This is a genomic window from Bartonella sp. TT119HLJHH, from assembly GCF_042193385.1.
Classification (GTDB): Bacteria; Pseudomonadota; Alphaproteobacteria; order Rhizobiales; family Rhizobiaceae; genus Bartonella.
The window spans coordinates 91023-117116 of sequence record NZ_JBHILS010000002.1; the positions used below are offsets into that span (position 1 = coordinate 91023).

Below are 26094 nucleotides of genomic sequence, written 5' to 3' on the forward strand. Positions count from 1 at the left end.
ACCACCATGGCACGCAACCGTATCCAATTTATCTGTCAAAATTGCGGAACCATCCATTCTCGTTGGGCAGGGAAATGTAGCGCCTGTGAAGAATGGAATTCTCTTGTTGAAGAAAATATAAATGGCGGCATAGGAAGTGGTCCTAAACAGAACGCTCGTAAAGGACGCATTGTCACACTCACATCTCTTTCTGGAAATATCGAAGATGCTCCACGTATTCATTCTGGTATAGCTGAACTTGATCGTGTTACCGGTGGGGGCTTTGTCCGTGGATCGGCACTCCTTGTTGGTGGTGATCCGGGTATTGGTAAATCAACATTGCTGACACAAACAGCCGCTGCTTTATCACGTAAAGGATATAATGTCATCTATGTTTCAGGTGAAGAGGCTATTGCGCAAATTTGTCTGCGCGCGCAAAGGCTTGAAGCTAATAATACAGAGGTAAAACTTGCTGCTGAAACCAATGTTGAAGATATTCTGGCAACCTTAAGCGAACATAAAAACCTTGATATGGTGATTATCGATTCGATTCAAACCCTATGGTCAGATACAGCAGATTCAGCACCTGGCACTGTCACACAAGTACGTATCGGTGCTCAAGCAATGATCCGCTTTGCCAAGAAAACAGGAGCCGCCGTTGTTCTTGTTGGGCATGTTACAAAAGATGGACAAATTGCTGGTCCTCGGGTCGTTGAACATATGGTTGATGGCGTTCTCTATTTTGAGGGTGAAGGAGGACATCATTATCGCATTCTTAGAACTGTAAAAAATCGCTTCGGACCAACAGATGAAATTGGTGTCTTTGAAATGTCTGATAAAGGATTACGCGAAGTGATAAATCCATCCGAATTATTTTTAGGGGAACGTAATGAAAAAGCACCAGGCGCTGCTGTTTTTGCAGGAATGGAAGGAACACGCCCAATACTCGTAGAAATTCAAGCGCTTGTTGCTCCTTCTTCCCTTGGAACACCACGACGTGCTGTTGTTGGATGGGATGGAAATCGTCTTTCAATGATTCTTGCCGTTTTAGAAGCTCATTGTGGTATTCGTTTTGGGCAGCATGATGTCTATCTAAATGTGGCTGGTGGATATCGTATATCAGAACCCGCTGCTGATTTAGCTGTAGCCGCTGCTTTGGTATCCTCTCTTGCCAATATCCCTTTGCCAACGGATTATGTCTATTTTGGTGAAGTCAGTCTTTCAGGAGCTACCCGCGCTGTTGCACATTCAGCACAGCGCATCAATGAAGCAAAAAAACTCGGCTTTCAAGGAGCCTTTCACCCCACAACAACAACCGAAATGATGAAGTCGCTCAACTTTCAACAAAAAACTTTCTCCGACCTTCCCGAACTCGTTGCTACTCTTACCGTAAGTAAAAAATGATCTTCACCATAGATTATGATAATATAGAAAAAACTCTATAAAATACAAAAGATCCTTGCTATAAGAATAAAAAATGGCAAACAAAAATATATTTGATACAGACTTAAAAGAGCACAACTTTATTTATAAGGAACAAACAAATGATCATAACAATCCTTGATGGAATTGTCGTAATAATCATCCTGTTGTCCGCTTTTCTTGCTATGCTTCGAGGATTTTCACGTGAAGTGTTATCGTTGATTTCTTGGGCAGTTGCAGCTGTTACGACATTGTTTTTATTCAAACCTGTCTTACCTTTCTTTGAACAATATCTCTCTAATAAAATGATTGCATTGATCACAACATTGGTCACAATTTTTATTATTGTTCTCATTATTACTTCAATTATTACAATGAAGATCTCTGATTTTATTATTGATAGTCGAATTGGTATCCTTGACCGTGCTATTGGTTTTATTTTTGGAGCACTTCGTGGTTTACTTATCATGGTCATCGGTATGTTGCTGATTAATGCACTGATTAAACCCGAGCTTCAAGCCAATTGGTTAAAAAATGCAAAAACAAGGCCTATTTTAGATTCATTGGGACAAAAAGTTTGGGAAATACTCCCAAAAGATATTGGATCTGTTCTCGAAAAGGCGGAAAATTTGTTTAAAGACAGCAATAAACATACGTATGAGCAACACTCTCATGAAAAGATAATTTTAAAAAATAGAGAATAGTTTTTCATGAGGAAAGAGAACTAAATGATGTAAAATGTGATATTAATGATTCCTCCATATCATAACTGAAAGAATATGATGATAAAAAGCGATGTTTTCTGTCAAGAATTTTCATTAGATGATGATACCCTTCATGAAGAATGTGGAGTTTTTGGTATTCTTGGGCATGAAGATGCCGCAACATTAACAGCTCTTGGACTCCACGCACTTCAGCATCGTGGGCAAGAAGCAGCTGGGATTGTTTCTTACCATAATAAAGTATTTCATCAAGAAAAGCATTTAGGTCTTGTTGGCGATCACTATACAAACCCTGCAACACTTGCACGCTTACCAGGAAATCGTGCTATCGGACATACCCGTTATTCAACAACTGGAGAAGTGGCATTACGCAATGTTCAACCCCTTTTTGCTGAATTGAAAGTTGGAGGTATTGCTATTGCGCATAATGGTAATCTTACCAATGGTCTCACATTACGCCGTGAACTCATCGCTTCTGGAGCTATCTGTCAATCAACATCAGATTCAGAAGTTTTTCTTCATCTTATTGCCCGCTCACGTTATGAAGCGTCCTCTGATCGTTTTGTTGATGCAATTCGGCAAGTAGAAGGTGGGTATGCTATGTTAGCGCTCACACGTACAAAGCTTATTGCGGCACGCGATCCAACAGGAATTAGACCTCTCGTGATGGGGGAACTTGATGGTAAGCCTATTTTTTGTTCTGAAACTTGTGCTCTTGATATTATTGGAGCAAAATATGTCCGTGATGTTAAAAATGGAGAGATCATCATATGTGAAATACAAAAAAATGGGGAAATTACTAAAAAAATTATAAAACCAAAAAATGAAAAACCAGAAAAACTTTGCTTGTTTGAATATGTTTATTTTGCCCGTCCGGACTCAATCGTTGGAGGGCGTAGTGTCTATGCAACACGTAAAAATATGGGAATCCGTTTAGCACAGGAAGCCCCTTGTGAGGGTGATGTTGTGGTTCCGGTTCCTGATGGAGGAACACCTGCCGCAATTGGCTATGCACAAGAAATTGGAATTCCCTTCGAGCTTGGTATTATTCGTAATCACTATGTTGGCCGCACTTTTATCGAACCAACACAACAAATTCGCGCTTTTGGCGTCAAGTTAAAACATTCGGCAAACCGTCCTGTGATTGAAGGAAAACGTGTTATTCTGGTTGATGACTCTATTGTACGTGGAACAACATCCCTTAAAATTGTACGAATGCTTCGCGATGCAGGAGCAAAAGAAGTTCATATGCGCATTGCTAGCCCTATGATTTTTTATCCTGACTTTTATGGTATTGATACACCTAAAATTGAAAGCCTTTTAGCAAATCAATATCCAGATTTAAAATCTATGTGTGATTTTATTGGAGCGGATTCATTAGAATTTCTTTCAACGGATGGATTATATCTTGCTGTAGCAGGGGAAAAACGGAATAACGCCGACCCACAATTTACTGACCATTATTTTACTGGATATTATCCTACGCATCTAGTTGATCAAGAAAATCTCTCCAAAATTTATCAATCATCTGTTCTTAAAACAAGAGATTAATAATGGGAAAACACGACTTTAGTCTCCATGGGCGTGTTGCACTTGTTACAGGTGCATCAAGAGGGATTGGCTACTATTTAGCACTCGAGCTCGCGGCACATGGTGCTGATATTATTGCCCTTGCACGAACAGTCAGTGGACTTACTGAATTGGACAATCAAATCCGAGAAAAAGGGGCTCATGCAACCCTTGTTCCACTTGACTTGCATCATATGGAAAACATCGATACCCTTGCTATCTCAATTGCTAAACGCTGGAAAAAACTTGATATTATCGTTGCAAACGCAGGAATCCTTGGAACACTTTCACCAATAGCACATATAGAAAACACGGTATTTGAAGATGTTTTTCAAATAAATCTTTTCAGCCAATGGCGCTTAATGAAAGCCGTTGAGCCTTTATTACGTGAATCTGATGCTGGACGAGCCATCCTATTATCCTCAAGCGTTGCACACGTTGCACGTCCTTTCTGGGGAGCTTATGCCGCCTCTAAAGCGGCTTTAGAGATGATTGCCCGCTGTTGGGCAGAAGAACTCAAACAAACCCCTATTAAGATTAATTGTGTCAACCCTGGTGCTACACGCACTGCCATGCGCGCTGAAGCTATGCCCGGTGAAGATCCACAAACTCTGCCTTCACCACAAGAGGTTGCAAAAAAAATAGTCCATTTGTTATCACCTGATTTACAGGAAACTGGAAAACTCTTTAATGTCCATAAAAATCGGTTTGTAGATTATCATGTACCTGATTAATCATCATCTGAGAAGTAAATCATTTGACTCTCTTTTTTCTGTGCTTTTCGACAGAATAATGAAGCACTTTATAATTCTTGGATAGCTTTAGCATCAGTCTTTTTCTCTTCTAGAGCAGCACGTTTATTATAAGCGATAAAACTACAAGGGAGAAAAATCATATAGCTAACAGCTGTAATCAATAAAGTTTTCCATGTATAAGTTGCAAGAAAACCGACATAAATAACAATGATCAACATGCACGGTATAACGATATCGCGCCTTAAATTTTGATCAATTGTTTTTGCATTCCATACTGGTAAGCGACTGATCAAAAGAAAAGCAATAATTACAGTATAAAGACTAAAAAATAATGCCCACCCCCAACTGGGGACCAAACCAAGAGCGCCTAAATAGGTCGGCAATAAAAGTAATAATGCTCCTGCTGGTGCTGGAACACCAACAAAATAACTTTTCTGCCACTTAGGTATATTGGGGTTATCCAACATCACATTAAAACGTGCTAATCGCAAACAACAAGCAACACAATAAACAAGGGAAGCAACCCAACCAATATGATTCGCTTGATTCAAAATAAAGGAATAAACAATGAGCGCAGGGGTAACACCAAAATTTACAACATCAGCAAGAGAATCCATCTGTGCCCCAAAAGATGAACTACCATCTATTAAACGGGCAATGCGACCATCAGCACCATCTAAAACTGCGGCCAAAAGCACCATTAAAATAGCAGCTTCATAGCGATGTTCAAAAGCCAAACGAATACTGCTCATCCCTGCACAAATTGCTAAAATAGTAATGATATTGGGAATGACATACCGCATTGATGTAGGTGAACGTCGCCGATTTGCACCTTCATCATGCTGCCCCTCAGGATTGAATGAAGAAAATGGCGAAAAATTTTTCATTGTGAGTCCTAATCGTATCTGAAGTCCGTTGTGGCACTCTTATCATCAAAAGAACCCAAAACTGTTTCTCCAGCAATTGCTGTCTGTCCAACTGCAACACGCAATTTCATTTCAGTTGGTATATAAATATCAAGGCGAGAACCAAAACGAATCAATCCAAATCGCTCACCAGTCATAACGGCATCATTTTCTTTTGACCAGCAAACAATCCGGCGTGCAACCATTCCCGCTATTTGTACGATACCGATTTTACCATGTTTGCTATCAATTACCACCCCATTACGCTCATTAAACTGACTAGCTTTATCAAAGTCAGCATTAGTAAATCGACCTGGATGATAAATGATAGACTCTACTGTACCACTGATAGGAATACGATTAATATGGCATGAAAAAACATCCATAAAAATGGAAATACGGATCATTTCATCTTTCCCTAATCCTAATTCTTCAGGTGGAACACATGATTCCACAAAGGAAATACGCCCATCTGCAGGCGACATAACCCAATTTGAATTCAAAGGGATCACACGATCTGGATCACGGAAAAAGTATACACACCACACCGTGAGAACGAGACCAAACCAAAACAACGGACTCCATATCCAACCAAGAATGAGCGAAATAACAAAAAACGCTACAATAAAAGGATAGCCTTCTTTATGAACCGATACAAAGCTATTATGGAAAGATTGCAGAATACTCATATAATTTCCTATTCATCGTAAACTTAAACAAGCAACAAATCTTTTTGTTCCTCTTGTGTCTTTTTATGTATTTAATCAATCACTCCATATAAAGATATAGATTACATTTTGCTCTATTTATTTTTTACGATTAACAACACTCATCTCATCTTCTTCACGCATTTTACGTAACTTTTCTTCAGCTTTCGTTGCTTCAAGCTGCTTATTCCACATTGAAGCATAGAGACCTTTCTTGCGTAAAAGCTCTGTATGCGTCCCATTTTCAATAATACGACCACTTTTAAGAACTAAAATTTCATCAGCATTGATAACAGTAGAAAGACGGTGAGCAATAATCAATGTTGTCCGTCCACGGCTTACAATATCCAATGCTTGTTGAATTTCCTGTTCCGTCGCCGTATCAAGAGCCGCCGTTGCTTCATCTAGAATAAGAAGTGGGGGAGCTTTTAAAAGTGTCCGTGCAATAGCCACGCGTTGTTTTTCACCACCTGATAATTTGAGACCTCGCTCTCCTACCATAGACTGAAAACCTTCCGGTAAAATTTCAATAAATTTTGATATTTGTGCCATTTCAGCAGCTTTGCGCATCTCTTCATCTGTAGCACTTGGACGCCCATAGCAAATATTATAGGCAATTGTATCATTAAATAACACCGTATCTTGTGGGACCATGCCAATCGCTTCACGCAAACTCTTTTGTGTTACGTCACGAATATCCTGCCCGTCAATTGTGATAGAGCCCGCATCAACATCATAAAACCGAAAAAGCAACCGAGAAATAGTGGATTTACCGGCACCCGATGGACCGACAATGGCAACTGTTTTTCCTCCAGGAACTTCAAAATCAATATCTTTGAGAATCTGACGTCTCGAATCGTAGGAAAACTTTACCTGATGAAAACAAATGGTCCCATCGCTTATCTCTAACGGTTTAGCATCCGATTTATCAACGATCTCCTTCTGAACATCTAAAAGATCAAACATTGCTTCAATATCCGTTAAACCTTGTCGAATATCACGATACATTGAACCAATAAAATTTAGTGGAATGGAAAGTTGCATTAAAAGCGCATTAATAAAAACAAAATCTCCTAAAGTTTGTGTCTTATAAAAAACTTCATAAGCTGACATCAGCATCATGATCGTCATTCCAATACCAAAGATAAGAGTCTGACCAAAATTAAGCCAGCTTAACGATGTCCAAATCTTCGTTGCGGCTTTTTCATAACCTACCATAGAAGCATCAAATCGATCGGCTTCTAGAGTTTCATTACCAAAATATTTGACCGTTTCAAAATTCAAAAGAGAATCAACAGCGCGAGTATTCGCCTCAGTATCCGCTGTATTCATTTTTTGTCGAATGCGAATACGCCAATCACTCGCCTTAATGGTAAATAAGATATATAATCCAACCGTTGCAACAACGATGAGAAGATAATGCCACCCATAACTTATGTAAAATACCAGTGCCGTTAATATAAATTCTAAAACTGTCGGTACTGTACTAAGAATTGAAAATCTTACAATCGCTTCAATTCCTTTTGTTCCACGCTCAATCACACGAGAAAGCCCACCTGTTCGGCGTTCCAAATGAAATCGCAAGGATAACTCATGCATATGTACAAAGGTTTTATAGGCTAATTGACGAACAGCGTATTGACCAACAGTGGCAAACAGGGAGTCGCGTAATTGATTTAATCCAGCCTGCATAATACGCGCGACATTGTATGCCAAAACGAGCATGATGGGAATAATCCAACTGGATGGGAACCATTCAGGTAGCTGAAAGCTTGAATCAAGCACATTCGTAGAATATTTAAATAAATACGGTACAGATATGAGAACGAGCTTAGCCAAAACAAGATAAAATATTGCCCATAGCACACGCATTTTTAGATCACGCCGACCTACCGGCCACATATAGGGCCATAAATTGTAAAGTGTGTGCAGAGTCTTCCCTGTATCTGATGATACAGTTTTTGTCATTTCATTGCGTTTCATAAAGTCCTTACTTCTCTATCATCCGCACAAACAGGCAAAATACCCTCTGTGGTTATTTATAGATTTATCTCTTTATTATACTTCCAATAAGCTATACCTACCCGTTTTTTGAAGTTAGACTGTTTTTGAAAAAGGAACAAGAAATAATCCACTATACAATTTATTATTTTGATCTGTATTTTCATACCATTCTGCTGCGAATAAACTTTCAACTTTTACATGTTTTTTTTTCAATTCGGCCTGAAGCCACTTTTTTGTTTTACCAATCTCTTTAAGTCCATCATCAATAACTTCACCATTTTCTATTAAAATCGTCGATTTCTTTCCCTCTTCCTTTTTAATGACAGTGCAATCACCATTGGTTTCCAAACGAACAAAAGCAGCTTCATGTAAGTGACACCCTTTAAGACGTAACATCGTAATGAGATCATTAATATTGATCCCTAAGTTCTTAATCTTATCCATTTGGAAAACTCCATCTAAAACTAATGTGACATTCCGCCCTGCAATAAGACGACGAAAAAAAACTGAATAACGTGCAATAAAATTAAAAGATGTAATCAAGGTTTGCCAGATGAGTAAAACAAGCAATAATTGAATGCTACTAATATTCTGATTATAAATAACGCCTCCAATAATACCTCCCATGACAAAATTACTGACCAAATCAACTGGTGTCATTTGACTAAGACTCCCCCGCCCCGTCGTTCTTAAAATAAATAAGAAGGCAACAAGACCTACAGCCAGCTTAAGCGCGATATATCCATAATGATATAAAAATTCCATCATATTCTCCTTTTTTATGGAGCTGCTGGAATAGAGACATTAGTGTCGCTTTATTTCCCACATGGTTATGCGCTCACCACTCTGCGGATCCTTACTATCTTTTAAAAGAACCCCCTCAGCTGCAAGCTCATCACGAATTATATCCGCAGCTTCCCACTCTTTATTATGGATAAGCCGTAGCCTTTCGGCAATACGCTGATCAATAAATTTTGTATCAAGGAAAGTTTTTCTCATAAATAGCGGGCAGTCTATTTCTTTAATCCATTCTTGTCGTAACAGTCCTAATAAATTCATCCCATTCACAAGAGCCAAAGCATTTCCTTCTTTATAAAATTTTCGCAAAAGAGTCAGTGCTCTTGGAGTATTAAGATCATCACTAAGTGCATCTATTAAAGTATCATCAATTGCTTCATTGTTTTTCATCTCACTCTTTTTGCTGCGAAGCCATTCATACCAACGATATAGTTCGCTGCTCGATTGTATTAAACGCTGTGCTGTCCAATTTAATGGTTCACGATAATGCGTTTGCAACATCGAAAAACGCGCAGACAAACCAGCCCAATTTTGCTTCATTTCATCGGTTAAAATACCATTAAATTCCAAAAAATTATTCTCTAAAATAGAACGAATGGTTATGAAATTGCCAAAGCTTTTCGACATCTTTTTGCCTTCAACTTGTAAAAAGCCGTTATGCATCCAAAAATTAGCCATTCGCTCTGTCCCCAAAGCTGAACAACTTTGTGCAATCTCATTTTCATGATGAGGAAAAATTAAGTCAAGTCCACCACCATGGATATCAAAAACATTGGCGGTCGGATCATCACAGGTTAAACCACCGCCATAGGGTGCTAATAACTTTGCCATTGACATTGCAGAACATTCAATATGCCAACCTGGACGACCTAAAACAGGAATTCCGGCAGGTGATTTCCAACCTGGTTCTCCTTCCACAGAAGGCTTCCACAAAACAAAATCCATCTCCTCCCTTTTATAAGCAGCAACATCGATACGCGCCCCCGCCCTCATTTCATCTAAAGAACGATTTGCAAAAGCCCCATAATGGGGAGGATTTTTTATGCTACTTACAGAAAATAATATATGATTTTCGGCTTCATAAGCGTGCCCCTTTTCAAGCAACCTTTCAATTAAAGAGCGCATCTCCTCTAAATGCTCAGTAGCGCGTGGCTGACTGGTTGGCAACAGACAACCAAGTGCTATGGTATCTTGTTGAAACTGAGAATATGTACGTTCTGTTAATTGACGAATAGCATCATTCAATGACAAGTTTGGATATTCGCAAGCTGCTCGTGCATTAATTTTATCATCAACATCTGTAATATTACGTGCATATAGAACATGCTCATTACCATAAACATGACGCAATAAACGAAATAAAATATCAAAAACAATGACAGGGCGTGCATTTCCTATATGCGCATAATCATAAACTGTCGGACCACAAACATAAAGACGTACTCTTGTCGCATCTATTGGTGTAAATTTTTCTTTTTTACGTGTTAGCGTATTATAAAATCGCAACTCTTTCATCATTGACTCCATGAACGATATTATGCACCGATCCTTTTAGATGTATCTTATCTCAAATTATTGTATTACACTGTTTAGGCTAAAAACTTTTATCTTATAGTAAATTCTTCTTACCATTTTCCCATTGGATTCACGGCTGTATCCATCATTTATCATAAAAATAATCTATTTTATTTGATTGGACAAAAGCGTTCTATCATTAGAAATGCTTTCCCTCCTTAAAGAAAACGAGCTTAGAAAAAAATCTATAGGTAATACAATATAAATCTATGTGAAAAATAGATAGTTTGCAGAAAGAAAATCTTAAATTTTAAACTACACAAAGCTTCGTCAGTATTTTCAATATTCTACAATGGGTTCCTTACTGCCTCTTACGCCCTATATTTTATAATCAATAATTGAGAATAATGTAGCAATTAACTCTATTTTTACAGCGTTCTCATGACAAAATTATTTTATCTTTACAGAGTTTTATTCAAAGAAAGCAATAAAAATAATGCAATATAGATTGATGAACATCATTATTTTAATATTTATTGTCATTTCAATGCCAACCTTTGCACAACAATCTCCACCTTATGAAAAAAAATTACTCCGACTAGCAGAAATTTTGGGATCATTGCATTCTCTCCAAAATCTTTGCGAGCCTCCAACAAACCAATGGTATGACTATATGAATGCACTGATTGAAGCAGAACACCCCATTCCACAAAGACGTGCTTATTTTTATGAAGCGTTTAATGAAGCGTATCGTGCTTTCTCAGAAAATTATCATCATTGTACACAAGCAGCCATTGAAGCCAATCAAAGATACATTGAGGAAGGAAGAATTTTATCTGAAAACCTCCTCATGCATTATAAATAATTAATCTATACAAAAAGTATCTCTCTCAATTTTAACGGTATCAATGATACTCCTTTCACAAATGCGGGGAGCAATAAATTAACTCTGAAAATAGAGGGACGTTTAAAGAATAATGTCTCGATACGCTTTTATTCTTATAGCGTCTTTTCCTCATACAAAATCGTTCTTTGGCTTTTCCCCCTCCGCAAAGCTGATTTGCAAATCGTTTGGGTTCTTGTTGAACGGATTCTTCTTGGCTCCTCACTCATTTGATCTACTTAACTAAAGGCTCGACGGACAAGCTTGAAAATATTCACCACGCACTTAAAAAAACAATTATGTACCAAGGAAGCTAACATGCCCTATATCCCCACTCTAAAAAACGATGTTTTATGGCATAAGAGAATAAAACCTATAAAGCTTAATCTGTTTACACCAAAGTTTCTATAAATTTAACAGGCTCTCCTTGTGAAGGGGTGACAATTTCACCTTCCCACATCACACGCATACCACGGATAATCGTTCCAACAGGCCAACCTTTAACCTTTTGACCATCATAAGGTGTCCAACCGGCACGCGAACCAATTAAGCCATTCGTAATAATTTCTTCCCGTTTAAGATCAACAATGGTTAAATCAGCATCGTATCCAACAGCAAGGCGTCCTTTACAGCTTATACCAAAAATACGGCTAGGTCCATGTGACGTGAGATCAACAAAACGCTCAAGGGATATTTTTCCTGCATTCACATGTGTCAACATAATTGCTGCTGTCGTTTGCACACCTGTCATTCCTGAAGGTGAAGAGGGATACGGTTGAAGCTTTTCTTCCAAAGTATGAGGCGCATGATCTGAGCCTAAAACATCAATAACTCCCTGCTGCACACCGTACCAAAGAGCTTCACGGTGGCGCGACTCACGAATAGGCGGATTCATCTGAATTAATGTACCAAACTTCTTATAATCATCAGCTGTGAGCGTCAAATGATGGTGTGTCACTTCAATTGTTGCGACATCTTTATGTTTTTTTAGAAAATCAATTTCTTCTTCTGTCGAAAGATGTAAAACATGAATCCGTGCCTTCGTCTCATGCGCAATTTTTACCAAACGCTGCGTACATTTTAATGCCGCAACTTCATCACGCCAAATCGGATGTGATGATGCATCCCCTTCAATACGCAGTATTTTACGCTCTTTGAGCCTTGCCTCATCTTCAGAATGAAAAGCTGCACGACGGCGTGTATTTTCCAAAATAAGACGTACACTTTCATCATCATCGACCAAAAGATCACCGGTAGAGGACCCCATAAAGACTTTAATTCCAGCCGCACCAGGAAGTCTTTCTAGCTCAGATAATTCATGAGCATTTTCACGTGTTCCTCCAACCCAAAATGCAAAATCACAATGCATTCGATGAAATGCGCGTTTAACCTTATCGCTTAATGTAGCTTCTGATGTTGTCAATGGATTGGTATTAGGCATTTCAAAAACTGCTGTAACCCCCCCTAACACAGCAGAATACGAGCCACTTTCCAAATCCTCCTTATATGCATTGCCTGGCTCGCGAAAATGCACTTGACTATCAATAATTCCCGGCAAAATATGAAGCCCGGTACAATCAATCACCTCACTAGCCGATGCGCATGTAAGGTCGCCTATTTCAGCAATACGTCCATTTGTAACACCAATATCACGTTTGCTTTTTCCATCATGATTCACAAGTGTTGCACCTTTAAAAATTGTATCAAATGTTTTAAACATAGCCACGCTCCTTACATATTCCTCACTTATCGATTATGTAACTTTGAGCAGAAAGGCAAGAACCATGATTGAAAAACAAAATGCCATTTGCTTAAAAAACCGCGGAATTATTCAAATTACAGGCGAAGAAGCAACAGATTTTCTGCAATCCCTGATAACGACAGATGTAAAAAAAATCAGCCCACAAGAAATTTTCCCTGGAGCCCTCTTATCGCCACAAGGAAAAGTTCTTGCTGATTTTCTTATCGGCAAAAAAGAAGATGGTTATCTGATTGATATTATGATGCCTTTAGCTGATATGCTCCACAAGCGCCTGTTGCTCTATAAGCTGCGTAAAAAAATAGAAATTACACAACCATTACAAGAGCTTGTTACAGTTTCTTGGAAGAATGAATCAGATACTTTAAATTTTGATTCAAGTTTTGTTGATAAACGCTTCCCAGAAAAAGAAAAAATAATACGAATCTATGGTAAAATGTCTTTTTTGGCTTCAGAATATCATAACATATGGAATCAATTGCGTATCCGTTATGCAATTGCAGAAAGTGGTCAAGATTATGAAGTCGGCAAAGTCTTTCCTCATGATATTAATTACGATCAAATCAATGGACTTGCATTCAACAAGGGGTGTTATATTGGACAAGAAGTTGTTTCACGTATGCACCACCGCCGGGCAGCACGTCGCCGTATTTTGATTGTAAAAGGTCAGTGTAAATTAACTCCTCAATCTAGCATTGTAGCAGGAACAAAAGTGCTTGGATACTTGGGAACATGTGTAGAAAATGAGGCTCTTGCTTTAATGCGTATTGACCACGTTAAAGATGCTATGGATCATAACATCCCCTTTACTGTAAAAAACATTCCTATCACTATAAGCATTGCTGAAAATATGAATTTTACCTTTCCTGAAAATACCATAGAAAACGCTCATGGCTAAAGCTGAATTATTAAAAAGTGGAGAAGCACGCGCTTGGCAGAGAATGCTTTCTGGACGGCGACTTGATCTTCTTAATCCTTCTCCTTTTGATGTTGAAATTGAAGATATTGCCCATGGACTTGCCCGCATGGCACGTTGGAACGGTCAAACACGTGGAGAACACACTTATTCTGTTGCACAACATTCAATTGTGGTTGAACAAATATTTCAAAAACTTTTCCCGCAATCACAGTGCAACGAATGTCTTTATGCTCTTCTTCATGATGCACCGGAATATGTCATCGGCGATATGATTTCACCCTTTAAAGCTGTCATAGGAAAACAATATGAGCACACTGAAAAACGCATCCAAGATGCTATCCACATGCGTTTTTCTCTTCCTGTTGATCTTTCTCAAAAACTTTTAAAAAAAATCAAACAAGCCGACCGTATTGCTGCCTATTATGAAGCGATTACGCTTGCTGGATTTAATACAGAAGAAGCCCTTCGCTATTTTGGCTCTCCCAATAATATTCTACCCGATGATCTTAATTTATACCCCTATTCCACACAACACATTGAAAGCGCATTTTTAATGCGCTTTAATGACTTGGATACCCAAAGATCATATTAAGATTCCTCGCATTATCTATTTCTTGTCATTACAATTGAATATAGAGCGGCTTTTCTCCATTCATGGCTCAAATATATTTATACAAAAATAAAGCCAGCGCCTTTTTTATTATTATTCTATGAAATTTGCACTTCTACAATTACTATTCTTACAACCTGTAACTTACAAAAATATTATCGATCCCAAAGATTTACTACAACATACTCTCAGCGGAAACCTCAAAAAATATGTATTTATGCGCTCATAACGTATAAAAGTAATGAAAAAAACAGCATTCAAATTACATACAAAAATATATGAAATCATGCACGTTTATTATCAAAACAACTCATATTTTCTTTTCAAATTTTTCATCTTAAACTGCAATTTATTTTAGTTTATAAACCTCATTATCTGCTGGGAAAGCACGAGATGTAACATCCTCTGCATAATTCTTGATTGCAGTTTCCATGGCTTGTTCAAGGTCTCCATAACGGCGTACAAATTTTGGTACATGGGCACCATAACCTAACATATCTTCCATAACCAATACTTGCCCATCACATTGATTGGACGCCCCTATACCGATCGTAGGGATAGAAAGCTTATCTGTCAGTTTCACCGCTAAAGGTTCAACCATTGCTTCTAAAACAACAGCAAAAGCACCTGCCTCTTCAATCGCTGCTCCATCTGCTTCAATTCTTTGCCAATCACTCTCCTTGCGTCCTTGTGTTTTGAAACCACCAAAACGATTCATTGCTTGGGGTGTGAGACCGATATGCCCCATCACTGGAATGCCACGTTTACACAAAAAATCTATTGTTTCCGCTATATAAACGCCCCCTTCAAGCTTAACTGCACCACACCCCGTTTGTGCAAGAATGCGCGATGCATTTAAAAAAGCTTGCTCTGGGCTTTCCTCATAAGAACCAAAAGGCATATCAATAACAACAAGAGCTTTTTGAGATCCACGCACCACGGCTTTCCCGTGTGAAATCATCATATCTAAATTAACAGGAAGCGTTGTCTCAAACCCATACACAACCATCCCAACGCTATCACCAACCAAAAGGATATCGCAATATGGATCAGCAATCCGCGCAGTATAAGCTTGATAAGCTGTTAAAGAAACAATTGGCTGTTGTCCCTTTCTTGCACGTATTTCGGAAGATGTTATACGCTTTACAGTTTTATGTACACTCATTTTCCACCCTTCTCTTGCAATATATATTGATCAATCAGCCTTACTTCACCAAAGCGGACAGTAAGAAGTAAAACCGCCGGTTTATTCAATGTTCCTTTAACCACGCATAAAGTTTTCATATCCCGTAAATCTATCGCTTCAATGATTGCACGCGTTTCTTGTTGTAAAATATCACGAACAGTTTTGCATAATTTATCAACCGACCGTTCACCTTCATGATAAAGCTTTTCAGCAGCTTTTCCACTTTCAGGAATAATTTTGGCAGCTTTACGATCTTCTAATGTTAAAAGCTGATTGCGTGAAGAACAAGCTACACCATCTGACTCCCGTAGAATAGGAACTCCAACGATTTCAATAGGAAAAGCCAAATCTTCAACCATACGCCGAATAATTAAAATTTGCTGAAAATCCTTTTCCCCAAAAAAAGCCTTATCTGGTTGGACAATGTTAAAAAGTTTAGCAACAACGCTTGTTACACCACAAAAATGCCCCGGACGTAATTTTCCCATCAAAATACGTGATAATTTTTTCACTTGCACAATTGTATCATTTCCTAGTGGCCACATTTCATCTACAGAAGGAGCAAAAATACATTCAACACCTGCTTCTTTTAACAAAGCACAATCGCCCTTCAAATCTCTTGGATATTGAGAAAAATCTTCATGAGGTCCAAATTGCTTTGGATTGACAAAAATAGAAACCACTACGCGATCACACTCTGCCCTTGCACACTGTACTAATGCAAGATGACCGTCATGTAACGCCCCCATTGTTGGAACAAAACCAATCGAAAGACCTAAACGTCGCGCCTCTGAAGTATATCGGCGAACTTCAGCAATTGTCTTTAAAATTTTCATTTTTCCATTCTATTCAATTATTATCAGATCAACCAATTAATGCCTGTACACCAAATTGGCGCTCAAACAATTGTATCATATTCATGCGCACTGACGGCTGCTTTATATCTCGTGGCTCCCAGACATGACGCATAAGAAAAAAACCTGTTAGTATAAAACCATTGATTATGTCACTAAAATCAGCAGGACGAGTCATTCTTTGTACAAGAAACTGTGGTAGAATGAGAAGCTTTTTTTTCCAAGGTTCTCCTGCTTCTTCACAGACAGCCCGACCAGATTTTGGTGATACGTAATGAAGCCTTTCCTGACGACCTGTTGCAGCACAACAAGATAAATCAAGACCAAAACCAAGTTCTTCAAGAAGCCGCATTTCAAAACGTACCAGCAATTCCGCATTTACAAATGGTTCATCAAAGTTCTGCATAAAAAGGTGTAAAATATCATATAAAATGGGGTGGGGATCACGCTCGGGAAGAAGCCGTAAATGAAAAGCTATCAATTGCAAAGCATAAAGTGCTTCTGGTAGACAGATTAATCGTGCCGCATGTAAATCAAGAGCTTCAAGCCGAAAAAGTCCCAAATGTTCATCTAAACGCGCCCACCATTCAGCCTCCACAAAATTTCCAGGTTGAAGAAGAGCTGCCATGCGACGCGAGCGGCCCCCTTTTACCACTCCCATATAACGACCATGTTCACGTGTCATAATCTCAAGAATAACACTTGTTTCACCATATTGGCGTGTACCAAGAATAACGGCTTGTTCTTTCCACTTCATTTTACTTTAATTATTTTTTAAAAATCTTATTTTAAAAAATCCAATCCCATTTCACGATAACGTTCTGGATCGGTATCCCAATTATCGCGCACTTTCACAAAGAGAAAAAGATGCACCTTTTGATCCATAATTTCCATGAGTTCTTTACGTGCTGCTTGTCCAATCGCTTTAATTGTACCGCCTTTTGCTCCTAAAACAATTTTTTTCTGACTCTCACGCTCGACATAAATAACTTGATTAATTTTAACGGAACCATCTGAACGCTCTTCCCAGTTTTCTGTTTCAACCGTTGAGGAATAAGGAAGTTCATCATGAAGACGAAAAAAAAGTTTTTCACGCGTAATTTCAGCAGCAAGATGACGCATGGGCATATCAGAAATTTGATCTTCCGGATAATACCATGGCCCCTCCTGCATCATATTACTCAACGCATGAAGTAAATCCTTGCAACCAGAACCGTTTAGAGCAGAAATCATAAATGTTTGCGCAAACTTTACACGTTCATTTATTTTAGTGGTTAACGCTAGAAGAGATGATTTAACAACTGTATCAACCTTATTAAGAACAAGAACTTTTTCTTGTTTCAGATTGTTTACAATATCTAACATCATATCAACTTCATCCGAAAGACCATTTTGAGCGTCGATTAAAACGAGTAGAACATCAGCGCTCTTAGCCCCTCCCCAAGCAGCAGAGACCATGGCTCGTTCTAAGCGCTTATGGGGACGAAAAACACCCGGTGTATCGACCAACACAATTTGCACATCATCATGAATGACAATACCGCGGATTAAAGTGCGGGTTGTTTGTACCTTATGCGTTACAATTGAAACCTTTGTTCCAACCAATTGATTAACCAGTGTCGATTTACCGGCATTAGGCATCCCAATAAGCACAACAAACCCAGAACGCGTTTTCATAACGTCACTCATGATCATTTTTTCCCACTGTTTTCCATACACCCTCTCGTCGCAAAATTTTTTCAGCTGCCATTCTTTCGGCATATCTTTTGGAGCTTCCCTGCCCAATCTCTGAAGCAAACCCAGAAATACTGACCTCTACCATAAAAACAGGATCGTGATCTGGACCTGAACGTTTGATAACCTGATAATGTGGTTGTGCATTGCCTTGGATATGTGCCCATTCCTGTAATTCTGTCTTGGCATCACGTCGACCAGCATCCATTTTCTTTGCCCGACTTTGCCAATATTTTTGAATAAAAGGGCGAACGCTTTCCAAGCCTCCATCGAGATATATTACGGCAATCAAAGCTTCCACGACATCTGCATGCATATTGATGAGTCGACGCCCCTCAAAACTTTTCATCTCAAACCCGACATGGATCATATCAGGCAGCCTCATTTCGCGCGCAATATCAGCACATGTCTGCGCATTGACCAGATGATTCAAACGGACTGATAATTCACCTTCACTTGCCTGAGGAAAAAGTTGATACAGCATCTCTGCAATCAAAAGCCCTAAAACCCGATCACCTAGAAACTCTAATCGTTCATAATTCCCCTGTTCCGAATCTTGTACACTTGAATGTGTTAATGCCCTTTTTAATCTCTCTTCATCTTTAAAACGATGCCCTGTCAGCTTGAAAAGCTGATCAATCATGAGACGTTTCATCGTTGTTTCCTTGCTTGATAAGCGGCAAATCATGAACCGTATTTATGAAAGAAAACAAACGCTTCCAACGCACATCAAATGGCCAGCGCCAAATCTGCCAAGCACTTGAACCATTACTGATAGAAAAGAAAATCACGCTCGCGCGACCAATAAGATTTTCTTCTGGAACATAGCCTACATCTAAACGACTATCATCTGAATTGTCGCGGTTATCTCCCATCATAAAGTAATGTCCTTGAGGAACTTCAAAGACTTCTGTATCATCAACTTTTGGGATGAAAGCTAAATCAAGTGTATCATAACTAACACCGTTAGGCATTGTCTCGCGATAAACCTCAACAGGATAGTTAACCTCTGTTATATCAGAATTATCAATCTCCCCTATAAAGTGACGTGAAACAGCCTCATCATTAATATAAAGGACACTTTGACGGACTTGTATACGATCACCTGGTAACCCAACAACGCGTTTTATATAATCAATCTTCGGATTACTTGGTAAGCGAAAAACGACCACATCTCCACGTTGAGGTTGAGATGCCCAAATACGTCCAGAAAAAAGGGGAGGAGAAAAGGGAAGGGAAAAATGAGAATACCCATATGCATACTTAGAAACAAACAGATAATCCCCCACAAGCAAAGTCGGACGCATTGAACCGGAAGGAATACTAAACGGCTGGAAAAAAAGTGTCCGAATAAACGCTGCTAAAAGCAGAGCCTGTATTAAAACAGAAATAAATTCACGAATCCCACCTTTTTTATGCACTTTATCTTTTTCGATCATCACCAACTGCCTTCTCATCACCAGATATAACTTTTTTTCATCATAATATTCAAATAACAAAAGCACAATCTCTCACACCGTCTATCCACGTGGAAGTGCTTCAATAATAATAAATGCCTGTGCCCAAGGAAAATCATCTGTTATACTAAGATGAATAACTGCCTCATGATGAGGAGGTAATAATTTTTGAAGTTGCACTTGCGCACGATTTGTTAATTGCATTGTTGGTTTACCAGATGGCAAATTAACTACCCCCATGTCTTTCCAATTGATACCACAAGCGATTCCTGTTCCTAAGGCTTTAGCACATGCTTCTTTAGCAGCAAATCTTTTTGCATAGGAAGAGGAGCTTTTTTTGAGATTTTCAGATCTATTTTTTTCAATATCCGTAAAAATACGTTGGATAAAACGCTCACCATAACGAACCAACATTTTCTCAATACGTCGTATATCAACCAGATCATTTCCAAGACCAACAATCATAAGATATTACCCGATCTTTCTTAAATTTATTTCTGTTTTAATACAGGCGATGAATGCTTCTTTTAACGCCTTTTTTTTATAATCTTTTGATATCGCTTTTGTTTAAAACGAACCGTTGCTCTGTAAACACCTATATAAGATAAACCACCAAAAATAATACCTAAAAGAGTTCCACCTAAAATCATAGGACTCATAATTGTGTCCCATGCGCCTTTAAAGAGGAGAGAGAGATTTGACAATGTCAAACCATTAAATAGAGCACGAATTTGCGAAAGAGAAATCTCTTTGACATCGCTAAAAAGTGATAAACAAAAATACCCTACTTTATAATCAGCCATGATAATCAATAAAAATGTGAGTGGATTAGAAAAAATCGTCCCAATGATTGCGGCAGCAAAGTTTGCACGCAAAAGCCAAGAAAAAAATATTGCCAAAATAATATGCAGCCCAAAGAAAGGGGAACAAGCTAAAAAAATGCCAACAGCAACCCCTAATGCTACTTCATGCGGTGTTGCTGATATACGCAAAATACGTTTATATATGTAGCAAAATGAGCGAGAAAATGAACGACGTGGCCATAACCAAAGTCGAATACGCGTTACAAAATCTATTGGTTCTCGACGACGAAAAAGCATATGACTCTCAATATACATCTTTTGATAATGAAATAACCTATATCATCCAAATTAATCTTTTTAAGCTTTTGCACAAAAAAAAATAGAACAACAATTAAATATTTCGACTACCTGGCTTAATCGCTGGAAGAACAGAAAGCTCTGCAGGAAGAGCATCACTAGCATAAGAGGTTATCTCGTATTCAGCAAGCGCAATCAATGGAACTCCAACATTGACCTTACCACCAGAACGATCAAGAATACATGCACTGGCCAATACCTCTGCTCCTGCTGTAACAAGCGCTTCAACAGTCTCACGAATGGAAAGACCCGTTGTCACAATATCTTCAACAATAACAACCCGTGCACCCTTCTTGATTTCAAAACGACGCAATTCAAAGATGCCATTTACACGCTCTACCCAAAGAGAAGGAACACCAAGGTGACGTGAAGTTTCATAGGAAGGAATAAGACCGCCAATTGCGGGACCAACAACATAATCAATTTTTCCATCGATAGATGTTTTGATTTTTTCAGCCAATCCACGACATAACTTTTCCGTCAAGTCAGCATGCATGAATACTTTCGCTTTTTGCATATAAATCGCACTATGGCGCCCCGATGTTAAAATAAAATGCCCTTCTAGAATGGCATCTGCTTGTTTAAAAATATCAATGACATCTTGTGTATTCATTGCAAAATCTTTCTTTTTATCCATGAACCCGCCGTACTGTACTGACTGAACCTGCCTCTTTTAACTGAGAAAAAATACGATTCAAATGTTTTAAATCCCACACTTCCAAATCAATCATAATTTCTGTAAAATCTGGTGCTGTACGGATAAAAGATAAATTTTGGATATTGGCATCGTTAGCAGAAATTATTTGTGTAATTTCAGCCAAAGAACCAGGACTATTTACAACCAAAATATTCATCCGTGCAGGAAAACGTTCATTCATTTGGGCATCAATATCCCAGCGGACATCAATCCATCGTTCTGGCTGATCATCATACGCCATCAAAGCTGAAGACTGTATTGGATAAATAACGATCCCTGCTCCTGGCTGCATAATACCAACAATCCGATCTCCAGGTACTGCTCCTTCCGGTGAAAAACGTACGGGTATATCTCCACGGGTTCCTCTAATAGGCAAGGCTTTAGATTGATGATTCTCGACCATTGCATTCTTTTCATTTTCTGGAACTTTAAAAATCATACCTTGAGCATTTTCAATATTAAACCAACCTTCTTCCCCAGGCTTAAAAGAGGACTTTTGTACTACACGGTGATCTTGATAATCAGGATAAACCGCTTTAATCACATCAGCGGAAAACAGCTCTCCACGCCCAACAGCAGCCAATACATCCTCGACATCTTTACGTGCTAAACGTGGCAAAACTTTCTTCAAAAGGTCTTTTGAAAATTGCTTTCCCATATATTCAAATGAACGCTCGAGAATACGATATCCTAAGCCCGAATATTGTTTACGTACCGCTGCACGACTTGCTCGTCGAATAGCTGAACGTGCTTTACCTGTGACAACAAGAAATTCCCATGCTGCTGGCGGAATTTGAGCGTGTGAGCGAATAATATCAACCTCATCACCATTTTTTAATTTGGTCATTAAAGGCATAATACGACCATTGATTTTTACACCCACACAAGAATCACCAATGTCTGTATGGACGGCATAAGCAAAATCAATAGGCGTAGCTCCTTTAGGAAAAGCAATTAATCGACCTTTCGGCGTAAAACAAAAAACTTGGTCCTGAAAAAGCTCAAGTTTTGTATGTTCTAAAAACTCTTCTGGATTATCTCCATCAGACAAAGATTGTATCGTTTGACGCAACCATGCATAAGCATTCGTTTCACTTGATAACTTCAAAGTCGAATAATTGGAACCGTGCTCTTTATATATGGAATGAGCAGCAACCCCATATTCAGCAACTTCATCCATAGCAGCCGTTCTAATTTGCAACTCAACACGTTGTCTTGAAGGACCCACGATTGTTGTATGAATAGAACGATAATCATTTTGCTTTGGTATAGAGATATAATCTTTAAAACGACCAGGAACCATTGGCCATGTCGTATGAATGACACCAAGAGCACGATAACAATCATTCACGGACTCAACAATCACACGAAATCCAAAAATATCCGATAATTGTTCAAAAGAGAGTGCTTTACTTTCCATTTTGCGAAAGACTGAATAAGATTTTTTTTGACGACTTTTAACATCTGCTTTAATGCCATTTTCGAAAAAAAGTTTTGTCAATTCATTTTCAATTGTGGAAAGCAAATCACGGTTGTGTTTCAATAATTCAGAAAGTCGATTGGTAATCGTACGATAACCTTCTGGATTTAAATAAAAGAAAGAGAGATCCTCTAATTCCTCACGCATATCCTGCATACCCATACGGCCTGCAAGTGGCGCATAGATATCCATCGTCTCCTCAGCAATTCGCCGACGTTTATCATCACGCATAACACCAAGGGTACGCATATTATGAAGACGGTCAGCGAGTTTGACTAAAAGAACACGAACATCATCAGAAATAGCAATAAGAAGTTTACGAAGATTTTCTGCCTGTACAGCTTTCTTTGATACAAGATCAAGCTTATTAAGCTTTGTAAGCCCTTCAACCAACTTCCCAATTTCAGAACCAAAAAGCTGATCAATTTCTGCTCGTGTAGCGCTTGTATCTTCAATTGTATCATGCAAAAGAGCAACAGCAATCGTTGCCTCGTCCAACCGCATATCTGTTAAAATAGCAGCAACTTCTAAAGGATGAGAAAAATAAAGATCACCTGACGCACGCTTTTGATGTGCATGCTTTCTCATTGCATAATCATAGGCCCTGTTTAAAAGAGCCTCATCTACGTCAGACTTGTAACGTTGAACACGTCCAACAAGCTCACACTGACGCATCATACGAGCATATCCTTTATCTTTTCACACCTCTAATCTTCATTGAACATGTCCTATCAATAAAAGACAAGAAAAATAATTGCTCCTTACATGACAAGGTATTTTTACTCCTGTAACATAAATTGCTGCAATTAATAATCGTCACTTTTTTCTGGAACAACCAAACCTTCAATACCAGCTAAAAGCTCTTCTTCTGACATATGATCAAATGAAGTACCTTCTTCTTGCGATGACGTATTAAAAACACTTTCAGCTTCACCTGAATGGGTAATAAATTCACTTGCCATTTCTGGCTCATCTACTTCCACATGCTTTTGCAGCGAATGAATAAGATCTTCCTTTAAATCAGCAGGCGACAATGTTTCTTCTGCTATTTCACGCAAAGCAACAACTGGATTTTTATCATTATCACGATCAACCGTAATCTGCGCTCCTTGTGAAATCTGACGCGCCCGATGACCTGCTAAAAGTACCAATTCAAAGCGGTTGTCAACTTTATCAATACAATCTTCTACCGTTACGCGGGCCATTTATGCCTCTTTCTCAAATAAAAAAATTTAATAGCGAATAAAGGAGTATATACAATAATCAAAATAAAACACAAGAAAAACAACACAAGCTTTTATATTTTTTGATTAAAGAACTTATTTAAGAAAATTCTTGGAAAATTTATAAAATGTATAACCTATTCATGTTTGTTATCAAAACTTCTTTTAAAAGCATTCCAATAGATTGACTTCAAACAAAGGTCGGTCTTTCTTGACAAAATACTTGTCTGGAGTCCTTATCCTTTTAAAAGGAATACCAGCTGTTTAAAATCCTTTGCAATAACGGCAGCCTTATGCATACTTTTATGATAATATCTTTGTCTAAAGAGAGAACTTTTTTCTTTGAACATCATGTGTATTGCACTCTTATTCATCGAATAAATTACTGAAAGACTACCTCTCTTTACACAATAATGAGCAATAAGTTTATATTAAACTTTCTTCTAAAAAAGTTTATTTATATTCACTATAGATTGTTTATCAAAACATAGCCCATCATATACGCTATAAAAGACTCAAAAAAATAGAAAATCGATTGATGCCTAACACCATGAATAGCCAATTAACATCACTTTGCCCAGAACCACCCCAAAATTGCAATTTATGCCCTAGGCTTCATCAATTTATCGCTGACTGGCGTGTAAAAGAACCAAGTTGGTATAACGCACCGGTGCGTCCATTCTTTCCTTATAAAGGGCCAGACACAACACGCCTTCTTATTGTTGGGCTTGCTCCTGGATTACGCGGAGCAAATCGAACTGGACGTCCATTTACTGGTGATTATGCTGGGCACTTACTTTATTCAACTTTAAAAAAGTTTGGTTTTGCCAAAGGAACCTTTGAAGAAAGAGCAGACGATACTCTTGAACTTATTGATGCAGCAATTGTTAACTCTGTTCGTTGTGTTCCACCAGAAAATAAACCCACCGGTGCAGAAATTAACACATGCCGTTATTTCTTCTCACCTCTTTTAACAAATCTTCCCAAACTTAAAGCCGTTATTACCTTAGGCACCATTGCGCACCATTCTACGATACGTGCCCTTAATGCAAAAGTTTTAGCTCATCCTTTTGGACATGGTGAAATCAATAATATTGGCAGATTACGCATCTTTTCAAGTTATCACTGTTCTCGTTATAATACAAATACTGGACGTTTGACAGACGCCATGTTTCATCAAATCTTTCAAGCAGCAAAAACATACTTAGATCAATGCTAAAACTGTTTTAAACAGCGCTATGAATAAAGAATATCTAGATCGCACCCATCAGCCATACCTTTTTAAAAGTCTTGCTTTTTCACGTCCCCAATCGCGTTTTTTTTCTGTTTCGCGCTTATCATGAAGCTTTTTCCCTCGCGCTAGAGCGATCTCCAACTTAACGCGCCCTCGTTCATTAAAATAAAGTTTAAGAGGAACAAGTGTCATTCCTTCACGAGACGTTGCATTAAAAAAACGTGCCATCTCACGTTTTGAAAGTAATAATTTGCGCAAACGTCGTGGTTCATGATTAAAACGATTAGCCTGCGTATATTCAGGAATATAGCTGTTTACTAACCATAATTCCCCATTTTCAAAACTCGCATAGCTTTCAGCAATATTGGCGTGATTGGAACGTAAAGACTTTACTTCCGCTCCCTGAAGAACAAGACCCGCCTCAAGATTATCGAGAATTTCAAAATTAAAACGTGCTTTACGATTGTCAGCAATTATTTTCCGTACGGGCGCGTTCTTTTTTTTATTCATGGCTTTGTCAAT

At 38.4% G+C, this 26094-nt stretch carries 26 protein-coding genes; 8 read left to right on the forward strand and 18 right to left on the reverse strand.

Translation table 11 applies throughout. The annotated features are described in order from the left end of the window. Positions 1–6: 6 nt before the first annotated feature. The 4 genes from radA (at position 7) to ACFIJL_RS01620 (ending at position 4426) form a co-directional block, all read left to right on the forward strand. Complete coding sequence (radA, locus tag ACFIJL_RS01605; protein WP_375622199.1) at positions 7–1383, forward strand: DNA repair protein RadA; 1377 nt, start codon at positions 7–9, stop codon at positions 1381–1383. A gap of 140 nt (positions 1384–1523) precedes the next feature. Next, positions 1524–2105 (forward strand): CvpA family protein, encoded by a 582-nt coding sequence (locus ACFIJL_RS01610; protein ID WP_375622200.1) that lies wholly within the window; start codon positions 1524–1526, stop codon positions 2103–2105. A gap of 75 nt (positions 2106–2180) precedes the next feature. Beyond that, positions 2181–3674 carry an amidophosphoribosyltransferase gene (purF, locus tag ACFIJL_RS01615; protein WP_375622201.1) on the forward strand — a complete coding sequence of 498 codons (1494 nt, stop codon included), beginning with the start codon at positions 2181–2183 and terminating at the stop codon, positions 3672–3674. A gap of 2 nt (positions 3675–3676) precedes the next feature. Continuing rightward, positions 3677–4426, forward strand: a complete 750-nt coding sequence (locus ACFIJL_RS01620) for an SDR family NAD(P)-dependent oxidoreductase (RefSeq protein ID WP_375622202.1) — start codon at positions 3677–3679, stop codon at positions 4424–4426. A 68-nt stretch (positions 4427–4494) separates the two neighbouring features. Here the strand turns inward: ACFIJL_RS01620 and pssA are convergent, their stop codons facing one another. From pssA to cysS, 5 genes are all read right to left on the reverse strand, one after another. Next, a complete protein-coding gene (gene pssA / locus ACFIJL_RS01625; RefSeq protein ID WP_375622203.1) occupies positions 4495–5334 on the reverse strand; it encodes a CDP-diacylglycerol--serine O-phosphatidyltransferase in 840 nt (279 codons plus the stop codon). Between the two features lie 8 nt (positions 5335–5342). Further along, positions 5343–6041, reverse strand: coding sequence for a phosphatidylserine decarboxylase (locus tag ACFIJL_RS01630; protein WP_375622204.1), 699 nt, complete (start codon positions 6039–6041; stop codon positions 5343–5345). Between the two features lie 117 nt (positions 6042–6158). Next, a complete protein-coding gene (locus ACFIJL_RS01635) occupies positions 6159–8042 on the reverse strand; it encodes an ABCB family ABC transporter ATP-binding protein/permease (RefSeq protein ID WP_375622205.1) in 1884 nt (627 codons plus the stop codon). A 114-nt stretch (positions 8043–8156) separates the two neighbouring features. After that, complete coding sequence (locus tag ACFIJL_RS01640) at positions 8157–8828, reverse strand: DUF421 domain-containing protein (protein ID WP_375613046.1); 672 nt, start codon at positions 8826–8828, stop codon at positions 8157–8159. A 39-nt stretch (positions 8829–8867) separates the two neighbouring features. Beyond that, complete coding sequence (cysS, locus tag ACFIJL_RS01645; protein WP_375622206.1) at positions 8868–10376, reverse strand: cysteine--tRNA ligase; 1509 nt, start codon at positions 10374–10376, stop codon at positions 8868–8870. A 496-nt stretch (positions 10377–10872) separates the two neighbouring features. On the opposite strand from cysS, the gene ACFIJL_RS01650 reads away from it, so the two are divergent. Beyond that, positions 10873–11241 carry a TIGR02301 family protein gene (locus ACFIJL_RS01650; protein WP_375622207.1) on the forward strand — a complete coding sequence of 123 codons (369 nt, stop codon included), beginning with the start codon at positions 10873–10875 and terminating at the stop codon, positions 11239–11241. A gap of 409 nt (positions 11242–11650) precedes the next feature. On the opposite strand, the gene ACFIJL_RS01655 is transcribed toward ACFIJL_RS01650, so the two are convergent. After that, positions 11651–12979, reverse strand: coding sequence for a dihydroorotase (locus tag ACFIJL_RS01655; protein WP_375622208.1), 1329 nt, complete (start codon positions 12977–12979; stop codon positions 11651–11653). A 64-nt stretch (positions 12980–13043) separates the two neighbouring features. On the opposite strand from ACFIJL_RS01655, the gene ACFIJL_RS01660 reads away from it, so the two are divergent. Continuing rightward, positions 13044–13916 carry a YgfZ/GcvT domain-containing protein gene (locus ACFIJL_RS01660; protein WP_375622209.1) on the forward strand — a complete coding sequence of 291 codons (873 nt, stop codon included), beginning with the start codon at positions 13044–13046 and terminating at the stop codon, positions 13914–13916. Continuing rightward, complete coding sequence (locus ACFIJL_RS01665; protein ID WP_375622210.1) at positions 13909–14529, forward strand: YfbR-like 5'-deoxynucleotidase; 621 nt, start codon at positions 13909–13911, stop codon at positions 14527–14529. The genes ACFIJL_RS01660 and ACFIJL_RS01665 overlap by 8 nt, the downstream gene beginning before the upstream one ends. 367 nt (positions 14530–14896) lie before the next feature. On the opposite strand, the gene panB is transcribed toward ACFIJL_RS01665, so the two are convergent. The 11 genes from panB to rpoZ form a co-directional block, all read right to left on the reverse strand. Then, a complete protein-coding gene (gene panB / locus ACFIJL_RS01670) occupies positions 14897–15712 on the reverse strand; it encodes a 3-methyl-2-oxobutanoate hydroxymethyltransferase (protein ID WP_375622211.1) in 816 nt (271 codons plus the stop codon). Continuing rightward, complete coding sequence (panC, locus tag ACFIJL_RS01675; protein ID WP_375622212.1) at positions 15709–16569, reverse strand: pantoate--beta-alanine ligase; 861 nt, start codon at positions 16567–16569, stop codon at positions 15709–15711. The genes panB and panC overlap by 4 nt, the downstream gene beginning before the upstream one ends. A gap of 28 nt (positions 16570–16597) precedes the next feature. Further along, positions 16598–17344: a DNA repair protein RecO gene (gene recO / locus ACFIJL_RS01680; RefSeq protein WP_375622213.1), complete on the reverse strand. Its 747-nt coding sequence runs from the start codon at positions 17342–17344 to the stop codon at positions 16598–16600. Between the two features lie 26 nt (positions 17345–17370). After that, positions 17371–18276 (reverse strand): GTPase Era, encoded by a 906-nt coding sequence (gene era, locus ACFIJL_RS01685; protein ID WP_375622214.1) that lies wholly within the window; start codon positions 18274–18276, stop codon positions 17371–17373. Next, positions 18269–18976 carry a ribonuclease III gene (gene rnc / locus ACFIJL_RS01690; protein WP_375622215.1) on the reverse strand — a complete coding sequence of 236 codons (708 nt, stop codon included), beginning with the start codon at positions 18974–18976 and terminating at the stop codon, positions 18269–18271. Before rnc ends, era begins: the two co-directional genes overlap by 8 nt. Beyond that, positions 18957–19760 carry a signal peptidase I gene (gene lepB / locus ACFIJL_RS01695; protein WP_375622216.1) on the reverse strand — a complete coding sequence of 268 codons (804 nt, stop codon included), beginning with the start codon at positions 19758–19760 and terminating at the stop codon, positions 18957–18959. The genes rnc and lepB overlap by 20 nt, the downstream gene beginning before the upstream one ends. Positions 19761–19841: 81 nt before the next feature. Then, positions 19842–20243: a holo-ACP synthase gene (gene acpS / locus ACFIJL_RS01700; RefSeq protein ID WP_375622217.1), complete on the reverse strand. Its 402-nt coding sequence runs from the start codon at positions 20241–20243 to the stop codon at positions 19842–19844. A 62-nt stretch (positions 20244–20305) separates the two neighbouring features. Next, entirely contained in the window at positions 20306–20878 is a 573-nt protein-coding gene (locus tag ACFIJL_RS01705) for a DUF2062 domain-containing protein (protein WP_375622218.1), read from the reverse strand. A gap of 94 nt (positions 20879–20972) precedes the next feature. Next, entirely contained in the window at positions 20973–21551 is a 579-nt protein-coding gene (gene pyrE / locus ACFIJL_RS01710) for an orotate phosphoribosyltransferase (RefSeq protein ID WP_375622332.1), read from the reverse strand. Positions 21552–21567: 16 nt separating this feature from the next. After that, positions 21568–23793, reverse strand: a complete 2226-nt coding sequence (locus ACFIJL_RS01715) for a RelA/SpoT family protein (RefSeq protein WP_375622219.1) — start codon at positions 23791–23793, stop codon at positions 21568–21570. A 128-nt stretch (positions 23794–23921) separates the two neighbouring features. Continuing rightward, the gene (rpoZ, locus tag ACFIJL_RS01720; RefSeq protein ID WP_273791104.1) at positions 23922–24320 is read right to left on the reverse strand and encodes a DNA-directed RNA polymerase subunit omega; all 399 of its coding nucleotides are present in this window, start codon (positions 24318–24320) and stop codon (positions 23922–23924) included. 568 nt (positions 24321–24888) lie between these two features. Between rpoZ and ACFIJL_RS01725 the strand changes: the two genes are divergently transcribed. Further along, positions 24889–25557: a uracil-DNA glycosylase gene (locus tag ACFIJL_RS01725; RefSeq protein WP_375622333.1), complete on the forward strand. Its 669-nt coding sequence runs from the start codon at positions 24889–24891 to the stop codon at positions 25555–25557. 48 nt (positions 25558–25605) lie between these two features. On the opposite strand, the gene smpB is transcribed toward ACFIJL_RS01725, so the two are convergent. Next, positions 25606–26082: an SsrA-binding protein SmpB gene (smpB, locus tag ACFIJL_RS01730; protein WP_375622220.1), complete on the reverse strand. Its 477-nt coding sequence runs from the start codon at positions 26080–26082 to the stop codon at positions 25606–25608. Positions 26083–26094 lie beyond the last annotated feature (12 nt).

Excerpts from the sequence above, each read along its gene's own strand:
- radA (WP_375622199.1), top strand. The coding sequence starts at position 7 with ATGGCACGCAACCGTATCCAATTTATCTGTCAAAATTGCGGAACCATC.
- ACFIJL_RS01610 (WP_375622200.1), top strand. The coding sequence starts at position 1,524 with ATGATCATAACAATCCTTGATGGAATTGTCGTAATAATCATCCTGTTG.
- purF (WP_375622201.1), top strand. The coding sequence starts at position 2,181 with ATGATGATAAAAAGCGATGTTTTCTGTCAAGAATTTTCATTAGATGAT.
- ACFIJL_RS01620 (WP_375622202.1), top strand. The coding sequence starts at position 3,677 with ATGGGAAAACACGACTTTAGTCTCCATGGGCGTGTTGCACTTGTTACA.
- pssA (WP_375622203.1), bottom strand. The coding sequence starts at position 5,334 with ATGAAAAATTTTTCGCCATTTTCTTCATTCAATCCTGAGGGGCAGCAT.
- ACFIJL_RS01630 (WP_375622204.1), bottom strand. The coding sequence starts at position 6,041 with ATGAGTATTCTGCAATCTTTCCATAATAGCTTTGTATCGGTTCATAAA.
- ACFIJL_RS01635 (WP_375622205.1), bottom strand. The coding sequence starts at position 8,042 with ATGAAACGCAATGAAATGACAAAAACTGTATCATCAGATACAGGGAAG.
- ACFIJL_RS01640 (WP_375613046.1), bottom strand. The coding sequence starts at position 8,828 with ATGGAATTTTTATATCATTATGGATATATCGCGCTTAAGCTGGCTGTA.
- cysS (WP_375622206.1), bottom strand. The coding sequence starts at position 10,376 with ATGAAAGAGTTGCGATTTTATAATACGCTAACACGTAAAAAAGAAAAA.
- ACFIJL_RS01650 (WP_375622207.1), top strand. The coding sequence starts at position 10,873 with ATGCAATATAGATTGATGAACATCATTATTTTAATATTTATTGTCATT.
- ACFIJL_RS01655 (WP_375622208.1), bottom strand. The coding sequence starts at position 12,979 with ATGTTTAAAACATTTGATACAATTTTTAAAGGTGCAACACTTGTGAAT.
- ACFIJL_RS01660 (WP_375622209.1), top strand. The coding sequence starts at position 13,044 with ATGATTGAAAAACAAAATGCCATTTGCTTAAAAAACCGCGGAATTATT.
- ACFIJL_RS01665 (WP_375622210.1), top strand. The coding sequence starts at position 13,909 with ATGGCTAAAGCTGAATTATTAAAAAGTGGAGAAGCACGCGCTTGGCAG.
- panB (WP_375622211.1), bottom strand. The coding sequence starts at position 15,712 with ATGAGTGTACATAAAACTGTAAAGCGTATAACATCTTCCGAAATACGT.
- panC (WP_375622212.1), bottom strand. The coding sequence starts at position 16,569 with ATGAAAATTTTAAAGACAATTGCTGAAGTTCGCCGATATACTTCAGAG.
- recO (WP_375622213.1), bottom strand. The coding sequence starts at position 17,344 with ATGAAGTGGAAAGAACAAGCCGTTATTCTTGGTACACGCCAATATGGT.
- era (WP_375622214.1), bottom strand. The coding sequence starts at position 18,276 with ATGAGTGACGTTATGAAAACGCGTTCTGGGTTTGTTGTGCTTATTGGG.
- rnc (WP_375622215.1), bottom strand. The coding sequence starts at position 18,976 with ATGAAACGTCTCATGATTGATCAGCTTTTCAAGCTGACAGGGCATCGT.
- lepB (WP_375622216.1), bottom strand. The coding sequence starts at position 19,760 with ATGATCGAAAAAGATAAAGTGCATAAAAAAGGTGGGATTCGTGAATTT.
- acpS (WP_375622217.1), bottom strand. The coding sequence starts at position 20,243 with ATGATTGTTGGTCTTGGAAATGATCTGGTTGATATACGACGTATTGAG.
- ACFIJL_RS01705 (WP_375622218.1), bottom strand. The coding sequence starts at position 20,878 with ATGCTTTTTCGTCGTCGAGAACCAATAGATTTTGTAACGCGTATTCGA.
- pyrE (WP_375622332.1), bottom strand. The coding sequence starts at position 21,551 with ATGAATACACAAGATGTCATTGATATTTTTAAACAAGCAGATGCCATT.
- ACFIJL_RS01715 (WP_375622219.1), bottom strand. The coding sequence starts at position 23,793 with ATGATGCGTCAGTGTGAGCTTGTTGGACGTGTTCAACGTTACAAGTCT.
- rpoZ (WP_273791104.1), bottom strand. The coding sequence starts at position 24,320 with ATGGCCCGCGTAACGGTAGAAGATTGTATTGATAAAGTTGACAACCGC.
- ACFIJL_RS01725 (WP_375622333.1), top strand. The coding sequence starts at position 24,889 with ATGAATAGCCAATTAACATCACTTTGCCCAGAACCACCCCAAAATTGC.
- smpB (WP_375622220.1), bottom strand. The coding sequence starts at position 26,082 with ATGAATAAAAAAAAGAACGCGCCCGTACGGAAAATAATTGCTGACAAT.